The 19,624-nt window shown below is 40.2% G+C and carries 17 protein-coding genes; 4 read left to right on the top strand and 13 right to left on the bottom strand.

The genetic code is table 11. From position 1 onward, the window contains the following. Positions 1 to 135: 135 nt before the first annotated feature. Positions 136 to 2,043, top strand: a complete 1,908-nt coding sequence (locus SJY38_RS19900; protein ID WP_377110662.1) for a putative bifunctional diguanylate cyclase/phosphodiesterase — start codon at positions 136 to 138, stop codon at positions 2,041 to 2,043. Between the two features lie 260 nt (positions 2,044 to 2,303). Here the strand turns inward: SJY38_RS19900 and SJY38_RS19895 are convergent, their stop codons facing one another. The 7 genes from SJY38_RS19895 to SJY38_RS19865 all read right to left on the bottom strand — a co-directional run bounded on the left by SJY38_RS19895 (position 2,304) and on the right by SJY38_RS19865 (position 9,074). Continuing rightward, on the bottom strand, positions 2,304 to 3,005 hold the full coding sequence (locus tag SJY38_RS19895; RefSeq protein ID WP_054981895.1) for a TorF family putative porin: 702 nt from the start codon (positions 3,003 to 3,005) through the stop codon (positions 2,304 to 2,306). A gap of 9 nt (positions 3,006 to 3,014) precedes the next feature. Then, complete coding sequence (locus tag SJY38_RS19890; protein ID WP_004586453.1) at positions 3,015 to 4,232, bottom strand: BCCT family transporter; 1,218 nt, start codon at positions 4,230 to 4,232, stop codon at positions 3,015 to 3,017. Positions 4,233 to 4,378: 146 nt separating this feature from the next. Beyond that, positions 4,379 to 6,046 carry a choline dehydrogenase gene (gene betA / locus SJY38_RS19885; protein WP_029774462.1) on the bottom strand — a complete coding sequence of 556 codons (1,668 nt, stop codon included), beginning with the start codon at positions 6,044 to 6,046 and terminating at the stop codon, positions 4,379 to 4,381. Positions 6,047 to 6,056: 10 nt separating this feature from the next. Next, positions 6,057 to 7,520: a betaine-aldehyde dehydrogenase gene (betB, locus tag SJY38_RS19880; RefSeq protein WP_286743123.1), complete on the bottom strand. Its 1,464-nt coding sequence runs from the start codon at positions 7,518 to 7,520 to the stop codon at positions 6,057 to 6,059. Between the two features lies 1 nt (position 7,521). Continuing rightward, the gene (betI, locus tag SJY38_RS19875; RefSeq protein WP_024031790.1) at positions 7,522 to 8,097 is read right to left on the bottom strand and encodes a transcriptional regulator BetI; all 576 of its coding nucleotides are present in this window, start codon (positions 8,095 to 8,097) and stop codon (positions 7,522 to 7,524) included. Between the two features lie 414 nt (positions 8,098 to 8,511). Then, positions 8,512 to 8,817, bottom strand: a complete 306-nt coding sequence (locus SJY38_RS19870; protein ID WP_286743120.1) for a hypothetical protein — start codon at positions 8,815 to 8,817, stop codon at positions 8,512 to 8,514. Continuing rightward, positions 8,817 to 9,074, bottom strand: coding sequence for a DUF3081 domain-containing protein (locus tag SJY38_RS19865; RefSeq protein WP_024031788.1), 258 nt, complete (start codon positions 9,072 to 9,074; stop codon positions 8,817 to 8,819). Before SJY38_RS19865 ends, SJY38_RS19870 begins: the two co-directional genes overlap by 1 nt. A 146-nt stretch (positions 9,075 to 9,220) precedes the next feature. Here SJY38_RS19865 and SJY38_RS19860 point away from each other — a divergent pair, with 146 nt between their 5' ends. Next, positions 9,221 to 10,501 carry a flavohemoglobin expression-modulating QEGLA motif protein gene (locus SJY38_RS19860; RefSeq protein WP_054981898.1) on the top strand — a complete coding sequence of 427 codons (1,281 nt, stop codon included), beginning with the start codon at positions 9,221 to 9,223 and terminating at the stop codon, positions 10,499 to 10,501. A gap of 159 nt (positions 10,502 to 10,660) precedes the next feature. Here the strand turns inward: SJY38_RS19860 and SJY38_RS19855 are convergent, their stop codons facing one another. The 6 genes from SJY38_RS19855 to SJY38_RS19830 all read right to left on the bottom strand — a co-directional run bounded on the left by SJY38_RS19855 (position 10,661) and on the right by SJY38_RS19830 (position 17,679). Continuing rightward, positions 10,661 to 11,884: a type III PLP-dependent enzyme gene (locus SJY38_RS19855; protein ID WP_286743116.1), complete on the bottom strand. Its 1,224-nt coding sequence runs from the start codon at positions 11,882 to 11,884 to the stop codon at positions 10,661 to 10,663. A gap of 293 nt (positions 11,885 to 12,177) precedes the next feature. After that, a complete protein-coding gene (locus SJY38_RS19850; RefSeq protein ID WP_286743113.1) occupies positions 12,178 to 13,032 on the bottom strand; it encodes a transporter substrate-binding domain-containing protein in 855 nt (284 codons plus the stop codon). Positions 13,033 to 13,088: 56 nt separating this feature from the next. Beyond that, positions 13,089 to 13,892 carry a DUF1338 domain-containing protein gene (locus tag SJY38_RS19845; protein ID WP_286743110.1) on the bottom strand — a complete coding sequence of 268 codons (804 nt, stop codon included), beginning with the start codon at positions 13,890 to 13,892 and terminating at the stop codon, positions 13,089 to 13,091. Between the two features lie 27 nt (positions 13,893 to 13,919). Then, on the bottom strand, positions 13,920 to 15,386 hold the full coding sequence (gene astD, locus SJY38_RS19840; RefSeq protein WP_286743107.1) for a succinylglutamate-semialdehyde dehydrogenase: 1,467 nt from the start codon (positions 15,384 to 15,386) through the stop codon (positions 13,920 to 13,922). Between the two features lie 7 nt (positions 15,387 to 15,393). Further along, a complete protein-coding gene (astA, locus tag SJY38_RS19835; RefSeq protein WP_154944711.1) occupies positions 15,394 to 16,428 on the bottom strand; it encodes an arginine N-succinyltransferase in 1,035 nt (344 codons plus the stop codon). Between the two features lie 45 nt (positions 16,429 to 16,473). Beyond that, complete coding sequence (locus SJY38_RS19830) at positions 16,474 to 17,679, bottom strand: aspartate aminotransferase family protein (RefSeq protein WP_029774471.1); 1,206 nt, start codon at positions 17,677 to 17,679, stop codon at positions 16,474 to 16,476. Positions 17,680 to 17,861: 182 nt separating this feature from the next. Here SJY38_RS19830 and SJY38_RS19825 point away from each other — a divergent pair, with 182 nt between their 5' ends. Together SJY38_RS19825 and SJY38_RS19820 are read left to right on the top strand one after the other, a co-directional pair. Further along, entirely contained in the window at positions 17,862 to 18,290 is a 429-nt protein-coding gene (locus SJY38_RS19825) for an Lrp/AsnC family transcriptional regulator (protein ID WP_004586440.1), read from the top strand. A gap of 128 nt (positions 18,291 to 18,418) precedes the next feature. Continuing rightward, a complete protein-coding gene (locus SJY38_RS19820) occupies positions 18,419 to 19,591 on the top strand; it encodes a cellulose-binding family II protein (RefSeq protein ID WP_286743103.1) in 1,173 nt (390 codons plus the stop codon). Positions 19,592 to 19,624: the final 33 nt, after the last annotated feature.

The raw sequence follows: 19,624 nt of genomic DNA, 5'->3' as shown, positions 1-19,624 counted from the left end.
TATTCTTTTTGAGTACAGTTCTAAAAATTCAATGAATAAGGACTGTGCTATGGCTTGCTTAGTACTAAAAATAGGCGATATAATCGTCTTTTAGTAACGGGTTTATAGGATAAGTAATTTAGATGGATTTTGTTGATGAATAAATTTAAACCCTTAGGCGGCATTTTTTTTGTATTTATCTTGTTTTGCTTTTGTTTAAACATCGAACTAACCAACCAAATTAACCGCATTAATTTATTCAACCCTGATATAGATTTACGCCACTTTGATATTGTAGATACAACGCTCGAAATGGCGCCTTGGTATAACCCTATGCTCAATGGGCACTATTTAATACACCAGCCTTCTGCCGATTTTTTGTTAGTTAAAACTACCGACACGGAATTTATCGCTGCAAACGCAACAAAGCTTATTTTAATGACGTTAACGTCGCCAATAAACTTTATATTGGTGTGTATGGTATTGTTCGTTGGCTTTACAATTATTCGTAAAGAGCGTAAAAAAATCTCTTATCAGCATCAAATTGCACAGCTAAATAACAACGCTAATCAATTGCTTGTAGCCTTTAACCTACAACCCCAACACGACAACCCGTCAGGGCTTGGCAATTTAAGCCAGTCAATAAACAATTTAAATACCCATGTCGCTAATTATTTAAAGCAAACACAAACAAGTATCTGCCAAGATAAGCTAACCTTGCTCATTGACCGCCATGCTTATATTGAGCATATAGATAGGCAAATAAATTTTACTGATGAAGAGCAGCTTAAATGCGCCTTATTGTTTATTGACTTAGATGGCTTTAAACAGGTAAATGACTCGTTTGGCCACAGCTTTGGTGATGAAATTTTGGTACAGGTTGCTACGCGCTTAGCGAACGTATTACGCCATCATAAATTAAGTAATATTAACGAGGCGAATCAGTTAGAGCAAAATTTATCACGTTTAGGCGGTGACGAATTTTCAATTTTTATTGAGTCAGTAGATACCGATAATAAAGTGGTCGATATTGCTAAGCACGTACTCAGTGAACTTGAAAAAGACTTTGTACTGGGTAATAAAATAATAAAAATTAGCGCCAGTATTGGTATAGCGGCGTACCCAGAGAGCGCATCAACCCCACAATCATTATTGCAATTGGCCGATGTGGCAATGTACCGTGCAAAAAGCGATGGTAAAGGGATTTTTAAAGTGTACTCCCCAGAGATGGGTAATAAAATGCGCCGCTATCACTATTTATTAGAAGAGCTGCGTTTGGCGGTTGCGTGTAAAGACTTTTACTTATCTTTTCAACCTATCGTGCATGTAGAAGATTGCATGATAGATTATTTTGAAGCGCTTACACGCTGGGATCATCCTATAGAAGGGATGATTTCACCGGCGGAGTTTATACCTATTGCCGAGGAGTCTAACCTTATTTTAGAGCTTGGCGATTGGATTATGCATGAGTCGTGTAGGCAAATGGCGGCATGGCATAATGCCGGAATGCGCAAAGTAAAAATTTCGGTTAATGTATCGGGTGTGCAACTAAAACACCGCTCAGTGTACGATTGGATAATGAAAAACCTAAAAAACACAGGGCTGCCATCGCATTCTTTAATGCTAGAAATAACAGAGTCTACGTTTATTAAAGCCAGTAAAAGTATGATTGAAGAGCTTGAGCGGCTTCGTGCAGAAGGTGTGACAATTGCTATTGACGATTTTGGTACCGGCTTTAGCTCATTAAGCACATTGGCTGATTTGCCCATTGATGTAATAAAAATAGATCGCTCGTTTATCTCTCAAGCCGATAAAAGTCCAAAGTACAACGATATCCTTAATACGATTAGCGAATTAGGTCAAAAGTTAGGACTTAAAATAGTGGCAGAGGGCGTAGAAGAAATTGAGCAGTTTGAACTTGTAAAACGTATGGGAGTAAGCTCTGTGCAAGGCTATTTGGTTAGTCGCCCTCAATCATCTATAAATGTGGGTAACAAAGTTTTACGTAAAAATACCGCTAACTTATCTGCAGCGGGTACCAGCGCGTGGGAAATAGAAAGTTAGAGCCTGTTTATTATAGGTAATTTAATAGCTTATGGAGGGTTTTAGGCTCAGGCTATGGTATTAAATTGCCACTACCGATAGCGATTAACTTGAGCATTCACTGGCCCAGCTATTTAGGCCACGAAATGTTAAACCCTATATTGTGCTTAATTGCCTCTAAATAAAACTAAGTTCTTTAGGACTACAGCCTTAAAATTTAGTAAAAAAAATGCCACTTTTAAAAGTGGCATTTTTGTTTGTAGAATCTAACAACTACAATTTTATAAATCGAATGTGCGTGATATAGCAAGTACTATACGCTCATCAGCGTAATCGTAATCTAGGCTTGTGTCTTCAGCAGCAATCTCAATGCCAAAGCCTTCGTAGCTAGTTTGGTACGCTAGGCGGTAATGTTTGTATGATTTCTTTTGGTTTACATCCCATGCCCATTTTTCGCCATCAAGCGAATTAGAAATATCAAAGCTTGCACGAATGGCATGATTTGGGGCAATTTCAAAGGTGTGGGCAATCATAGAAATAACATGGCCAGCGCCTGTACCAAAGTAATCCCAGCTATACCAAAAGTTTAGCTCTGTTTGACCATACTCACTTGCATAGCCAAATTTTGTGTAGGCTTCGGCGTAGTTACCGTCGCTGTTATTACCTTGGTATGTGTAATAAGCAATACCGTAATCAGCGCTAACCGTGTCAGTTAATTGCACGTATTTTCCTAGGTAGGCATCAAGTTCAAAATCAGTGTCATCACCAAAATCTACATTAGATGCCCATGCACCCGCATAAACACCGCTGTCAAACGCGTAATCAAGGCTTGCTTGAATTGCAGGGTCGCTATCAGTTTGAGTTACACCGTTAAAAGTATAGTCAGATGCTGCTGTAATGGTTGTTGACCAGTTAGCTGACACTGTAGTTGATAAAAGCGCGAAAGGTAGCGCTACTGCTAGTTGTTTTAGTTTGTTATTCATTGTTGATCCCTAATGTACAGTTTCTATTTTTGTGTAATCTATTTTGTTTGCTTTTGGCGAACTGTCTATATTGTTAACCGTTTTAAATTTGCTGTAGCCAATAAACGCAGCACAACCAAAAAACAGTGCAATTACTAACGCGCCAACCCATTGAATTTGTAAAAACTCAAGCTTAAACAATAGGGTTAGTAACGAAAGGGCAACAATATTGAGTATCATATAGTTCATTTTACCTAAACGTTTAACCGTTAAGTTAAGGTTATCTGTGTATAAGCGTATTAATGAATCAAGCGAATTAATAACAAACACTATCCCAACAAATACCATGGCAAAGTTTTTAATACCCGCTGTTGAAATACCCATTTCGTGGTAGTGATAAAGTACGCTAAACCAAATCGCAATCGGAATAGATGGAAATATCAACATTGCACCTAATACTTGGTATGTTTTAAGGCCGCCTACAAAACGAGACGTAAATTGGCCAATCATAATGCTCCACGCAAACCACCAAAATAGATAAAATTCATGGTAGTCATTAAGCGGTAAAACAAACTGATTTATATTGGCAAAGTAAGTACCAATTTCAGCAAGGTTATTGGTAAATGCCGACATTTCGCTATCACCAACGACAAAGGCACCTGCCCACATAAAGGCAATTAATGCGATAAATAACCACGTTGTAGAAATACTTAAAAAGCGCACGTATTTAATATCTGTACTTGAGTACACAGCAAAGCAAATAGCTGCAAATACAATAAAGTAGAAGGTAGGTATAACGCTCGAACCATCGCCTAGCTCTGGTAAGTACCACGGCAAGTTAGAAAGCAGTAGGTAAGCTGTAAAGGCACATGTGCCAATAATAACTACGTTATTAATGAACTTAACCCATGAAATTTCGAAAAATTTAACTTTGGGCTCTATTACACAGAAATAAAAGCACGTAAGAAAGTAAAATCCCCAGATCAAGAATCCCCAATAGCCAAACTCAATAGCCAGTGGGTTTGCAAACGCGTATTCTGGGCTTGCTTTTATGTCTGCATAACCTGCAAATTCGGTTAATGGAAACATGATTAGGCCAACGTCTAGGCCTGAGGTAAATAAGATTGCGATAAAGGTAAAAGTTCTCACTGGTGTTACGCCTACTACGCGTACGTTACCCCATTTAAATAAAATAGTAATAACAGCAAGTAGCGTAAATATAATGCCAGCACTAAGCCATATAGTCATTATCGCCCTCCCAAAATGAATAAAAGTAACTCATAAGTTCTCCGTTTTTGTTTTATTACTTGCACAAACACCGCGTAACCAATTTACGCCGTGAGCCACTGCAAGTTGAACGTGCCCTACATAGTGTTAGGCACGTTATGGCTTAATTAAATCTCGCTATTACGTTGCGTTGTTTGCCAGTTACTGCTCATGGCAACGTTTACCGATGCCTGTGTAAGTGGGGTTTTACCTAAAATTAGATCAGCTGCTTTTTCTGCAACCATAATTGTAGGGGCATTTAAGTTGCCATTTGGCACCGTAGGGAAGATTGACGAGTCAACAACACGCAGCCCTTCAATACCGTGAACTTGGGTATTAGAATTAACCACGGCCATGTCATCTTCGCCCATTTTGCAAGAACAAGACGGGTGATAGGCACTTTCTACTGCTTGGCGTACAAAGGCATCTATTTCTTCGTCGCTTTGAATGTGCTTACCTGGTTGAATTTCTTCATCGCGGTAGTCATCAAATGCGCTTTGCTCAATAATGTCGCGAGTTAGGCGCACACACGCTCTAAAGCCTTCAATATCGTCTTTATGCTGCAAGTAGTTAAATAAAATTTTCGGCGGTTGCTCAGGATTAGCTGATTGAATAGTGACACTACCACGGCTTTTAGGTTTGTTATGACCTACATGCACCTGAAAACCATGACCCGCAAATGCACTGCGCCCATCGTAGCGCATCGCCGCTGGTAAAAAGTGGTACTGAATATCTGGCCATTCAACGTCTGGTTTTGAGCGAATAAACGCACACGACTCAAAGTGGTTTGTTGCACCTAAGCCTTTTCGGGTCAGTAGCCATTTAGCGCCAATTAAGCCTTTTGAAATAAGACCTAATTTACCGTTTAAGGTAATAGGTTGTTTACACTTATACTGAAAGTAAAACTCAAGGTGATCTTGTAAGTTTTGACCTACGCCTGGTAAATGATGCTTTACCTCAACACCAGCTTCTTCAAGTATGGCTTTATCGCCAATACCCGAAAGCTGTAAAATATGAGGTGAGCCAATTGGACCTGCACTTAATACAACGTCTTTAGTCGCATGCGCCGTTTTAAGAGTGCCATTTACTGTGTATTCAATGCCTGTGGCTTTTTTGCCTTCTAAAATCACTTTTTGTGCTAAAGCACCTGTAATAACTGTTAGGTTACTGCGTGATTTTACTGGGTCTAAATACTCGCGCGAGGCCGAACTGCGAACACCGTCTTTAACAGTCATGTGCATCGGGCCAAAGCCTTCTTGCTGAGCTGCGTTGTAGTCGTCTGTGTGTGCATACCCTGCTTCTACACCTGCTTTAATAAAGGTGGTGTAAAGCGGGTTTTGCATTTCGTTACCGTTATTAACGCCAAGCGGGCCTGTGCCACCACGGTGAGCATTTTCACCTAAATAAAAGCTTTCTGCTTTTTTAAAGTAAGGTAAGCACGACTGATAATCCCAGCCGTTAGCACCGTGTTGCTGCCACTCGTCAAAATCTTTCGCGTGGCCACGTACATATACCATGCCATTAATTGATGACGAACCGCCTAACACTTTACCGCGTGGGCAATGCATTTCTCGGTTATCTAAATACGGCTCTGGCTGAGTGTGAAATTGCCATGCGTATTTATCTGTATTCATAGGAATAGAGAGCGCAGTTGGCATTTTTATAAATATACTTTTATCGCTACCACCGGTTTCTAGCAATAGCACTTTATTGTTTGTATCTTCAGATAAGCGATTTGCAAGTACACAACCTGCAGAACCGGCGCCAACAATAATATAGTCGTAAGTGTTACTCATAGTTGCCACCTTAAAACGGACTTTCTATGTCGGCCATGCCCACATAAATAGACTTAGTTTGCGTGTAATGATCAAGCGTTTCTATGCCATTTTCACGGCCAATACCTGATTGCTTGTAACCACCAACAGGCATTTCAGCAGGTGAATTACCGTAAGCATTAATCCAACAAATACCGGCTTCTAATTGGTGAATAACACGGTGCGCACGTTTAATATTGCTAGTAAATACGCCTGCAGCTAAGCCAAGGTGTGTACCATTTGCACGGGCGATAACATCGTCTTCGTCTTCAAAAACAAGCACGCTCATAACTGGGCCAAAAATTTCTTCTTTAACAATAGTCATGTCATCGTTGCAATCGGTAAATACCGTAGGCGCTACAAAGTAGCCATTAGGCGCTGATTCAGGAGAAAGAGTTGTACCGCCAGTAAGTAGCGTTGCACCTTCGGCCAAGCCACTTTCTATGTAGCTCATTACCAATTCTTGATGCTTTTTAGAAATTAGTGCCCCAAAGTTAGTATTTAAATCTTGTGGGTCGCCGGCAATAATATTTTGCTCAGTACGTGTTTTAAGCTCATCAATAAATTGTTGATATACATTTTTATGAACATAAATACGGGTACAGTTAGTACAAATTTCGCCTTGCGTATAAAAGTTACCTAACATGGCAGCACTGACTGCTTGCTCAATATTGGCATCTTCAAACACTAATAAAGGTGATTTACCACCTAACTCCATTGTTACGTCTTTTAATGTACCGGCAGCGCTTGCCACTACTTTTTTACCTGTGCCTACTTCACCAGTGAACGACACTTTGTCTATTTCACTGTGAGAGGTTAACCACTGACCTACATCACCGGCTCCTTGCACAACGTTAAATACGCCGGCAGGTACGCCTGCTTCAACAAAAATTTCAGCTAGTTTAATAGCACCTAAAGGGGTTTCTTCTGAAGGTTTAAAAATAAACGCATTACCTGCGGCAAGGGCAGGGCCCGATTTCCAACATGCAATTTGCAGCGGGTAGTTCCATGCACCAATACCAGCACAAATGCCTAGTGGCTCTTTGCGGGTATAGTAAAAGTCTTCGCCAACCATTTGCTGCTGGCCAACTTGCGCTGGTGCTAGGCCTGCAAAGTATTCAATTACATCTGCGCCTGTTTCTATATCAACGCAGTTAGCTTCTTGCATTGGTTTACCTGTATCAAGCACTTCAACTAAGGCAAGCTCATCATTACGCTCACGCAATAAAGCAACCGCTTTTAATAAAATACGGCTACGTTCTATTGGGCTCATTTTTGACCATTGAGCAAAGCCTTGTTTTGCACTTTCGATAGCCGCGTTTTGAATAAATTCGTCGGCTACTTCTACCGAGTAAATAACTTCATCTGTGGCTGGGTTTTTTACATCAAAAGTTTCACCACTTTGGTTTGCAAGGAAGTGGCCGTTAATAAAGTTTTGATAGACAGGTGTAGTCACGCTAGGCTCCATATTGCTTGATGAGTGAATGTACATAGCTTTTTGCTAATGTTTCACTGTGTTTAAATTGGTTTTCGTCAGATTGACTTAATACTGCTCTTAACCATAGGCCATCAATCATGGCGGCGCTAAGTTCTGCAGCTTGTTTTGCTTGCTTTACGGGCATTAGTTGCTTAAAAGAAAATGCTAAATTACTTTGCAAGCGATTACTGTTTACATTTTGCAGCCTGTGCAGCTCTTGATCGTGCATTGACTGCGCCCAAAAACTTAACCACGTACGCGTGGTGTCATTGCGCTGTTGAACAAGTGCAAAGTTGGCCTCAACAATAAACATCAAACGCTCAATTGCGCTGGTGGTTGGCTCAACTTTTTCAATTAATTCATTTTTTAAATTCGATAACAAATACCTAACGGTTGCCTCTATTAACCCCTGCTTACCACCAAAGTAATGGCTAATAATGCCAGATGATAAACCCGCATTTTTACTGATGGTGTTAATGGTTGTTCCTTGCAAACCGCGCTGTGCAACTGACTCAATGGTCGCGTCAATTAGCTGCTGACGCCTGACAGGTTCCATTCCGACTTTAGGCATAATTTTTATTAATTGAACGTTCAATAAAGATAAGCTTAATGTAATAGCTCTAACAATTCAAGGCGCAAGTAAACAACCAGATACCAAGATGTAGATGGATTATTAATAAAAACGGGTTAATTTGTAGTAGTACCATATGTAGGTCTTTATTAATAAAGTCAACTATATTCAATGGGTTACACTTTTATTTTTAAACGCTAAAAATAGTAAGGATTTGTTTACGGGGTATGAGTAATAAAAAAGATAAATATTCGTTAGAATGGTAATAGTTAGAGTACGAAGGGTATTTTAAATAAGCAAACGAAACCATTTCACATGTTTAATTAGTGTACTAATTAAAAAAGTAGCAGTGTGTAATGGCTATAAGAGGAGGGGTTAAGGTTAAAAAAGGCGTGTAAATTAGGCGCTATTAATAACGCCTTTAAATAATAGCGGGTAGCGTCTAAGGCGATTACCTATGTAATCATCGGCTAAGATTTGTTGGCATATAAAATTAACATCGTTACTGGCCTCAAACACCCAGTCAAAGCGTTCAATAGCCAGCAAAAAACCGCGTTTAAGGTGAGTCTGTTCGCGGTATTCATTTAGGTTTCGACGGATTATCTCCAGCTTTTCTGGGTGCGCTTGCAGCTCAGTAATGACCTGGTTTATAAACGAGGTGGTTTGCTTGCTTGTGGTGCGTTTACGAATGCGTCTTGGCTGCATTATTCCTCATTAGCAATGTTGTATAGTTTTTTTAAAAAGTCGTCTTTATGTTTGTCATGCTCATAATCTAGGTGATAAGCATTATGAAACCCAAAGCGCAATAATACGCCGCTACCTTCTAAGTAAATAGTGTAGCCGTCAATGTCAGAGTAAGCCGTAACACCTTGATAATGTTTACCAATATCATTTTGTTTACCGCGCTGCTGAATACGTTCGTACACAGAGAGGATCTGCTTGTTATCGAGTTCGTTTTTCATCATTAACCCTTTATTGTTTAAACCTATTACGTTTTATATATGAGGGTCGATCACCGTAAAAACAATGGCTAAAAAGCGCTAAAATAATCTTGCTATTAACTGGTTTTACCTTATGCTCAAGCCTCATTTTTTGTTGAGCTTACACCATGATAGACAAGGCTTTACTCCTTAAAACTCGCGAACTGTCAGAGCAATTAATTGCTTTACAAACACCCATTAGAATACTCGATGCCATTAACTGGGATAAACAAATCAAAGAGACGTTTTTCAGGCAAAAGTGCCAAAAAAATCCGCTAATCGATAGCGCCTATTACCAGCAACGAGATTTAGGATTTGTCCCCAGCGAATTACGCCAAGCGTTTTCTAACTTGCATCGCAATATTATTAACCAGTTAGGTCAGCTAAATCCTATTTCTCAATACATGGGTAAAATGTGTAGTGAGTATAAAACGGTGCTCAGTATGCTTGAGTATAGAGGAACGCCTGAGTTTCATGATTTGTCGGTAGAGCTTTTTGGTCACCCAAAGGATTTATTTCATGCGGGTGAACCTTCACTGTTCGAACTTGCCAATATGCTAGAAAAACCACTGCAAAACTTATTAATAGCCGATATTTTGCCAGATGATCCTAAAAATATTAATGCAAGTGATGCCGTGCGTATTTTATCTGAGCAAGTAAATAGCAGTATGGCGGGTATTAATGTAGAGGTTATGCTCAGCGATGGGATTGTCAGTGATGCTGCTGCAGGTGCAAATAACATTAAGCTAAATCAAGATGTTAAATTCTCCCAGCGTGAGCTCGATATTTTAGAAGTGCACGAAGGGTGGATACACGTAGGTACAACGCAAAACGGGCTAGCTCAGCCTTATTTAACCTGTTTAAGTAAAGGGACGCCAAGCTCAACAGTGACTCAAGAAGGCTTAGCTGTTTTAACGGAAATAATTACCCTTAAATCAACGCCTAGGCGTTTATCAAAGTTAGTAAATCGTATTCAAGCAGTTACTAAAGTGATTGATGGCGCAGAGTTTGTTGATATATACCGTGACTACTTAGCGCAAGGGCTTTCAAAAGATGAAAGCTATACGTTAGCACAACGTGTTTTTAGGGGCAGCACGGCAACAGGCTTACCTTTTACTAAGGATATTGCTTACATTAAAGGATTTGTGCTGGTATATAACTTAATTCGTGTTGCTATACAGCTTGGGCGCATTGATCAGCTGCCATTATTGTTGGTCGGAAAAATATCGATTGATGATTTTAGGCTTATATCGCAATTACATAGTTTAGGTGTAATAGAAAGCCCAAAATTTGTACCACCACATTTTAAAGATTTACGAGGTTTAGCAACATGGCTAAGCTTTGGCAGATTTATAGGTGACTTATCGTTTGAACAGTTAGAAAACGACTATAAACCATTATTTTTGTAATAAGTAGTGCAGGTTGCTTTTATTAGAGCCTGCTTTGCTGATCAAAAAGGTAAACAAGCCCCAGTTATTTAACGCAATAAAAAAACGCAGTTGGAATGAGCAACTGCGTTGAAATGTATAGGTACAAGCCAGCGTACCTATAGCGAGGAACTTATTTTCTTAACCTGTTAATACTTGGCTGTGCATTTGCTCGTTTAATACAACGACCTCAGCACGTTTAAAAAAGTTAAAGTCGGTTGCTGTAGCAAGTGTGTAGGCACCCATCATACGGCTAATAATTAAATCGCCATTGTTTAGTTTTGGCAGCATAATTGAATCACTTATTACATCTATACTGTCGCATGTTGGGCCTGCAAGTACCGACTCAAAACGCTCGCCATCTTGTTTTGCACTATCGATAGGGTAGGCTGCCTCATCAAACATTAAACCGCTAAAAGAGCCATAAACGCCATCATCTAAGTAGTACCATGTTTTACCTTCGCGCGTGGCTTGTCCCATTACAGAGGCAACACTGGTTACACTACTTGCTACAATAAAACGGCCGGGTTCAGCAATAATTTGCATTGTTTCTGGTAATTGTGCCAGCGCGATATTAATAGGCGCACAAAATACATCAATTGGTAGCACATCTGCGCTGTATGGCACAGGAAACCCACCACCAATATCGAGCGTACTAAGTGCTGGTAAGCCTAACTCAGCAACCTGTTTAACCACTTTTGCAGATGCATTTATCGCTTCAACGTATTTAGTTGGGTTAGGTGATTGCGAGCCAACATGAAACGATAACCCTTTAATACGAATACCAAGTTGCTGGGCAAGGCTAATAATGTCGATTGCCGCCTCTGGGCTGCAGCCAAACTTTTTAGATAAATCAGCAAATGCATCTTTATTACGAAAGCTTAAACGCACTAAAATTTCGGCTTGATCTTTATAGGCAATAAATTTTTCAAGCTCGTTAATGTTATCCACCACAAACACTGTACAGCCGTAGGCAAGTGCGGCGCGAATGTCACTGTCGCGCTTTATTGGGTGCGTGTGAATTGTACGCTCGCTTGGTACGCCTTGGCTTGCTACTAAGTCAACTTCGCCACTGGTTGCTAAATCAAAGCTTGCGCCTTCATCTAACAAAGTGCGCACAACAGCAGCATGCGGTAAAGGCTTTAAAGCAAAATGTAACACAACGCCAGGCAGTGCATGTTTAAGTGCACGGTATTGACGACGTATAGCGTCGCAGTCAAGCACCATTAGAGGTGCGCCAAATTGAGAAGCAAGTTGTTCAATGTGGGCAATACTCGGTTGCGCGCAATCAATTGCTTGATTTGCAGCAACCGCTGCTGCAGGTACTTTAGTTACGGTGTCTTGTTGTTGTGTTGATAAAGCCATTTTATTTTCCGAGTCAATTAAGCAACTGCTCGGGTATGGTGTATCCACGAGTCAGTTGAGTGAGATCAATAGTGCAAACGCACAGTCAAATTCACTCTTGGATAGTTGCTCTATCGCCTTGCTACAAACGGGGTTTGTAATGTACTCGGATTGGCTATCATCAAGAAGCGGCGAGATAATAATGTAGGTTTTTATTTAGCGCAATAAAAATTTTAAATAAATTTAAAATAATTTATTTGCTATTAAAATCAGTGGCTTATGTTGATTTGTGGAGTTTGTCTTGACGATTGATTTTACTCATCAGAGGTTAAGTATACGTGCTCTTGAGAGTAAGCAAGCATCATAGCGCTAGATGTATCAGCACTATAGGCTTGTTGTAAACTTTTTTGTAAGCGGTCGTAAATTTCGGGGGTGTTCATTAAAATATTGATGGTTTTTATTACTCTTTCGCCAAGCTCTGACTTACTACATGCAAAGTAGCCATTAACAAATTCTGGAAATTCAGCTATTTCACGGCTATCTATTTGTTTTAATTGCTCACTGGTGAGTGCACCAAGTACGTTAACCTCGTAATCGACAATCATGTCTATTCTATTATGGATGAGAAGTTGAGGCAGTTGAGAGCTGGTATCTTCTGAGCTTATCGCTGCAATTTGCTCATTATACTTTGTTAAAACAGGCTCAAGTTTTTGATAACTCGTTCCTGAGTCTACGGCAAGGATAAAATCTTTTTCTAGTAGTTGAGCAACAGAGACTCGTTCAGGAAAGTTTTGTAAGGTGCGTTTAAATGCGTATATTTTTCGTTGCTCGTAAATAGTAGTTGGTATATTTGAGAACAAAATATGTTTTTCACGCTCGGGCGTTTTTATTATATCGTAGCTGCATACTGCTTCATTACCCATAAGACGCTTGATTAAACGAGCTTGGTTGGTCCACTGCAATTTAGTATAAATTGTATGATTGAGCAGGCTTTCGAACGTTTTATCTGAGTTTAAAAAGCCATCAGTAGACGCATTCGCTCTAGAGAGTAATGTAAGTGGTTCATTTGCATGGCTCAATGATGATATAAGCAGTACATGCAAGATAATCAAAAATTTAGTAAATACAGGCATAAAACTTAGTGTAAATGTTCTAAATATTTTTGTCATAAAAAAAAGCCCAAACGGGCTTTTTTTAAGTTAAAACATTAAGGCATGTTTTATTTTTAACGCGCGTTAGTGCTTTCAAAGATTTTATCAGCAGAGGCTGCAACAAACCCTGTGTAAAGCTCGCCATCGGCTTTAGGATATCTAATGGCAAACTCATAAAAACAGCTAGGGATGCGCAGTTCGCCGTCGCTAAAGGTGACAGCATACTCATCTGCAAGGGTTGATGATTGCTCTAATAATACCTCTGGTGAGCCTTTTACTTCGCCGCCTGATGTATTTAGGGCGAAGCCTGCGTCTTTAAGTGCTTGGTTAACATCCTGAATATTATCAAACTTAGCAAGCATATTAATATTTACAGTAAAGTGGTTTGCACGGTAGCCCCATGCCGACATCCACGCTGCGTACTCACTTTCAGCAAGTAACTGCTTGTATGTGTCGCTACTTACTTGCCAATGGGTACCTGAGTATAAAAAGTTATCGGCAGTTACAGCACTTTCATCTATTTGCTCTACCATATCTGTCACAATAGCTTGTAACTCTGGCGAGCACTTTTCTACTAATAACTCAGAAATAAATACTTTAGGTTGCTTAGGGTCGCTATGCTCGTAGTGTTTAGCATAGAGCTTTTTAGCTTCAAAGTGGTATTCACCACACTCTGTATAACCAAGTGCTAAAAAGTGCGCGGCTAGTTTTTCTAGGCCTACTTTTTCAATATTAAAGGTCCGCAGCGCAATATGGTCGTTAATAATGTCATCTTTTTGCGTTGAGCCTAATAAATCATGAATTTTATCTGCCGAGGGGGTAACGGCTAAATAGTTATCCCATAGGTTTTCAAATAATGTATTTACGTTAGTGTGCATGTTAAATCCTTAAATTGGGTTATTCACTTATTCAATTACTAAGCCTGGCGCTAAAGTTTGTGGCAGGTTTACCTTATCGGCCTCAACTGATGCTACAGGGTAGGCACAATAATCAGCTGCATAATACGCACTTGCTCTGTGGTTTCCACTTGCGCCTATGCCACCAAACGGTGCTGCACTAGAGGCACCTGTAATAGGGCGGTTCCAATTGACGATGCCGGCACGAATGCGCTTTAAAAAGTGGCTGTAATCATCTTCGTTATCGCCAAGTAAGCCTGCTGATAGACCAAAGCTGGTGTTATTAGCCTCTGCTATTGCGCTGTCAAAGTCGTTGTAGCGATACACTTTAATGAGCGGGCCAAAGTGTTCTTCATCGGCCATGTTTGTAATGTTAGTTACATCAATAATACCTGGGCTTACAAACCCAGTGCCTGCTTTTAGCTGCTTAAGCTCAACAAGTATTTCGCCACCACTTGCAACTAATTCATTTTGCGCTGCAACCATGCCTAAGGCGGCTTTTTCGCTGATCATGGCACCCATAAATGGTTGATCGCCAGCAAAGCTGTCATCAACAACAATGTTTTTAGTGGCGCTAATCAGTTTTTCTAAAATAGCATCGCCATTGAGCGATTTCTCAATAAACACGCGGCGTGCACAGGTACAGCGCTGGCCAGAAGTAATAAAGCCCGATTGAATAATATCGTGCACTGCAGCGCTTACATCGGCTACATTTTTAACGATTAATGGGTTATTACCGCCCATTTCAAGCGCTAATATTTTACCTGGGTGGCCTGCAAACTGTTTATGTAATAAATGGCCGGTGTTTGAGCTGCCGGTAAAAAATAAGCCGTCTATGTTTTGATGCGAAGCAAGTGCTTTACCTGTTTCTACTTCACCTTGCACTAGGTTAATAACACCTGCTGGTAAGCCTGCTTTTAACCAAAGTGATAAAGTAAATTCAGCAACGTGAGGGGTTAGCTCAGACGGTTTAAATACCACGGTGTTACCCGCTAAAATAGCCGGTACAATATGGCCATTAGGTAAATGCCCAGGAAAGTTATACGGGCCAAATATAGCCACAACGCCGTGTGGTTTATGGCGTATAAAGGCTTTTGCACCCGGCATTGGGTTTTCAGTGGTGCCGGTACGCTCGTTGTACGCTTTAATCGAAATGGCCACTTTACCTGTCATAGCGCCTACTTCTGTGCGTGTTTCCCAAAGAGGCTTGCCGGTTTCGCGCGCTATAATGGCTGCAAATTCTTCGCTGTGCTCTTTTAATTGTGCTACAAAGTTTTCAAGTATGGTTATACGCGACTCAAATGTAGTATCTGCCCATTGTACTTGTGCGGCTCTAGCTGCATTGATTGCAGCATCTACTTGCTCGGCATTTGCGCCATTACCTTGCCATACAACTTCGCCGTTACTCGGATTAACAGAGCTAAAAGCGGGGCCTTGGCCTGTATGCCATTGGTTATTTATAAGGTGTGTGTTCATATTTGTTTTACAGGCGGAAAAAACGCGCTGCATCTCCTTGGGATAAATTAAGGGCATCAGCCACTTCTTGGCTTATTACTAATGTGTGCTTAGCGTGGTTATAGTGGGCGTGCTGGGTAAAGGTTGCTCTAAACCCACTTACACCTTGATTACAAACGGCTAAAGTATCTGAGCTGTGCTGGCTAATATGTTCCAGCTCGCCAATAGTAATAGGGCATACTTGAGATTCACGAATACTTCGAATATTACCAAGCTTGGCTTCTACCGTTGGGCCTGCATCAAACAAATCAACGTAGCCACGGTGCTCAAAACCTTCTTTTTCGAGCAGTTTAAGTGCCGGTTTAGTTTTTTCATGCACGTTGCCAATCACTGCTTGGGCTTTTTTACTGAGTAAGTTTACGTAAATAGGGTATTTAGGCATTAACTCACTAATAAACACTTTATCGCCAAGCCCCACTAAATGATCGGCCTTGGGAAACTCAATACTAAAAAAGTGCTCTTGCAGCCACTGCCAAAACGGTGAATGACCATCTTCGTCACTTACGCCGCGCATTTCAGCAATCACGGTATCGGCAAAGCGTTCGCTGTGCTGCGCCATAAATAAAAAGCGTGAGCGTGATAAAAAGCGCCCGGTTAAGCCTTTACGGCTGTTTTCGCGCAAAAACAAAGTACATATTTCAGAGCATCCGGTGTAATCGTTACACATGCTTAAAATATCAACGGTGTTATAAACATTAAGTGTAGGCGAGTGGTGTACTGTTTTACCTAAATGGTAATGGTACAAAGGCACAGATAAACCAACAGCGGCTTCTATGGCGGTTGTGCCAATGACCTCACCTGTTTCACTGTCTTCTAAAACAAATAGGTAGCTTTCATCTAACGGCTGATTGATATTTTTAGCAAAGCTTTTTTCGGCGCGGTCTATTTTGTCTTTTAATTGCTGATCGTCAACCGGAAGTGAGGTAAACCCATGGCCCGATTCAATCGCAATTTGCTTAAGTGCAGCAAAGTCTTCAGTGGTAATAGGACGTAATACTTGCATTTATTACTTGCTCCAACAGCGCGCCCTAAGGCGCGCTTAATTAAATTAGCCGTTTACTACGTCGCTTACTGCTTTTTCAAAGCGTGCTAGGCCTTCTTTAATATCTTCAAATGGAATAACTAAAGAAGGGGTAAAACGAATAACATTCATGCCTGCAACAAGGTTCATTAAACCATTGTTAGCACTGGCAACTAAAAAGTCACGTGCACGGCCTTCAAATTTATCGTTTAATACCGCACCAATAAGTAAACCTTTACCACGTACTTCACTAAATACGTTGTATTTTTCGTTTATTGCATTTAAACCATCGCGAAATAGTTGTTCACGCTCTTTAACGCCGTTGAGTACATCCGGTGTGTTTACGGTGTCAAATGCAGCTTCTGCTACTGCACAAGCTAGTGGGTTACCACCGTACGTAGAGCCGTGCGTACCAACTTTTAAGTGCTCGGCGATATGAGTACGAGTGATCATAGCGCCAATAGGAAAACCACCGCCTAAAGCTTTAGCTGTCGTTAAAATATCGGGCACTACACCTAAACCTTCGTAAGCGTATAAATCGCCAGTGCGGCCAACGCCTGTTTGTACTTCATCAAAAATTAGCAGTGCATTGTGTTTAGTACATAACTCGCGTACTTTTTTAGCAAATTCGTCGGTAGGTGAAATAATGCCGCCTTCACCTTGTAGTGGCTCCATCATTACGGCACATGTTTTATCGCTAATAAGTGCTTCAAATGCTGCAATGTCGTTGTAATCACAATGCATAATGTCGCCAGGTTTAGGGCCAAAGCCATCAGAGTAAGCAGCTTGTCCGCCCACCGTTACTGTAAAAAATGTACGGCCGTGAAATCCTTTGTTAAAGGCAATAATTTGTGATTTTTCTTCGCCGTGTTCGTCAAGTGCAAAACGACGAGCAAGCTTAAGAGCCGCTTCGTTGGCTTCTGCGCCTGAGTTTGCAAAATACACTTTATCTGCAAATGTCGCTTCAACCATTTTTTGTGCTAAACGCAGGGCTGGCTCATTAGTCATCACATTTGATAAGTGCCAAATTTTCTCGCCTTGCTCTTTTAAAGCAGATACAAGCGCTGGGTGACAGTGGCCTAAACAATTAACGGCAATACCGCCTGCAAAATCAATAAACTCATTGTTATTTTGATCCCACACACGTGAGCCTTCGCCGCGTACAGGAATAACTGCCGACGGATTGTAGTTTGGCACCATTACATCGTTAAATAAGTCTCTTGTTACTTGCATTATGTACACCTAAAAATTGTGAATATTGAATAAAGATTAGCAAAATAAAAACGTTAGCGTTTTCTCAGCTAGGTAATTTTTGTTATTAAGCACTATTATCGAAGGTTGTAGGTTAAATTTGCAGTGCTATTTTGTGAAAAATGATTACAATAAAAGTCAAAATAACGAAATTAATAAGCAATATGATAACTCCACAAGACGAAAAGCTACTTTCAATTTTAAAAACCAATGCAAGAGCCAGTATTTCTGACTTGGCACGCATGCTTAATTTATCGCGTTCTACCGTGCAAAGCCGTATGTTAAAACTTGAAGAAACAGGAGTTATAAAAGGCTATAGCGTAGATTACGGTGAAGACTATTTGACCAGTATGGTCTCGGCTCATGTATCTATAAAGGTGATGCAAAAACTCACCACTAAAACCAATTTAGAACTTAAACAGATTGATGCTATTTCCCAGCTTTATGCCATAAGTGGGGAGTTTGATTTAATTGCCGTAGTGCAAGCGCAAAACTTAGAAAAGCTAAGCCATTTACTTGATGATATAGGTAATTTAGATGGGGTAGAGCGCACAACGTCGTCAGTGATTTTAGAAACAAAATTTAAGCGTTAAAGTTAAGTGTTACTAAAGCGAAAGGTTACCTATTGATTTAACTTAATATTTAATTTTATCGAAGTTAGGTATTTTGGTAAAGCCTTACTATACTTATTGTAATTAACACAATTATTTAGCAATGGATTATGCCCACAACGTTATTTTTTGCACTTTTAACTTTAACTGAACCCTTAAAATTAGGTACCAATGTATCGCTTACAACACCAGATAATGCGGTTAACCAAGTGCAATGTATTTTACACAATATGGACATGACATTTGAGTTGCAATCGTTACCTTGGCTGAGGGCTCGTCGCGAGGTAAAACAAGATAGGTTGGATGGGTATTTTACAACGCATTTAACCTCTGAGATGAGCCAGTATGGTAAGTTGTCATCACCTATTTACCTAGAAAATTGGTACTGGTTTACTCATCCCGATAGCGTTAATAAAGACCCCAAAAAATTACGTTATGGCGTGGTCCATGGCAGTTATCAGGCTAATTGGTTTAAAACGCAAAATATTACCTCGCTGCTTGAAGTAAACTCGCTGGAAGAAATAGTAAACGTACTTCACCATCATAGAGTAGACAAAGTATTACTTGATTTAGATGACTTTAATAATGCTGCCAATCGCTTAGGTATTGACGCTTCATCCTACCCGCGCTCATTTTATCGTTATGTGCCTTTAGGTGTTTTTGCTGCTAATAAGCTTATTAATTCGCACCCTTCTTTTTTAGAAAAATTCAACGAAACGATTCCTCAATGTGCCCCTGCACCGTTTTATTTATCACAGGGTGAACAAGTACAAATACTAAATACATTGTTAGAGCCAATAAAGGCGTTAATTTCACAGCCAATAATTACCGATGCCGCGGCGCAAAGTAACCATATAAAGCTGAAAAACAAAGCGCTTAAACTCGCTGACGAGCATTGGATAAAAGAAGTCAAAACACATCAACATGATTTAGCTAAAAAAATGTTACTTACTGATGCTTCATTATATTTAAAACAATGGCAAAGGCAGTTCAAAGGCATAATTACCGAAATTATAGTGACAGATAAGCAAGGTAAAAATGTGGCTATAAGCAAAATCACCAGTGATTATTGGCAAGGGGATGAGAATAAATTTAGCCTCGTATACCAGCAGTCTTTAGCGTATCGCTTTGACAGTGTTGAATATGATGCTTCAACACATCATTTTCAGGTGCAATTAAGTCTTCCGATAAAAAATGCCAAGGGCGATCATATTGGCGTTATTATTTTGGGAGTTGATGTAGAAAAAGCGCTGCACTCATTTAATAACAACGCATTAAATTAATAGCGTGTGCAGCGTCTTATTAAAGCCCGCGTG

It is taken from the genome of Pseudoalteromonas sp. R86517, from assembly GCF_042466295.1.
Classification (GTDB): domain Bacteria; phylum Pseudomonadota; class Gammaproteobacteria; order Enterobacterales; family Alteromonadaceae; genus Pseudoalteromonas; species Pseudoalteromonas atlantica.
Note: the sequence above shows the minus strand (reverse complement) of the source record. Positions and strands in the feature narration are given on the sequence as shown.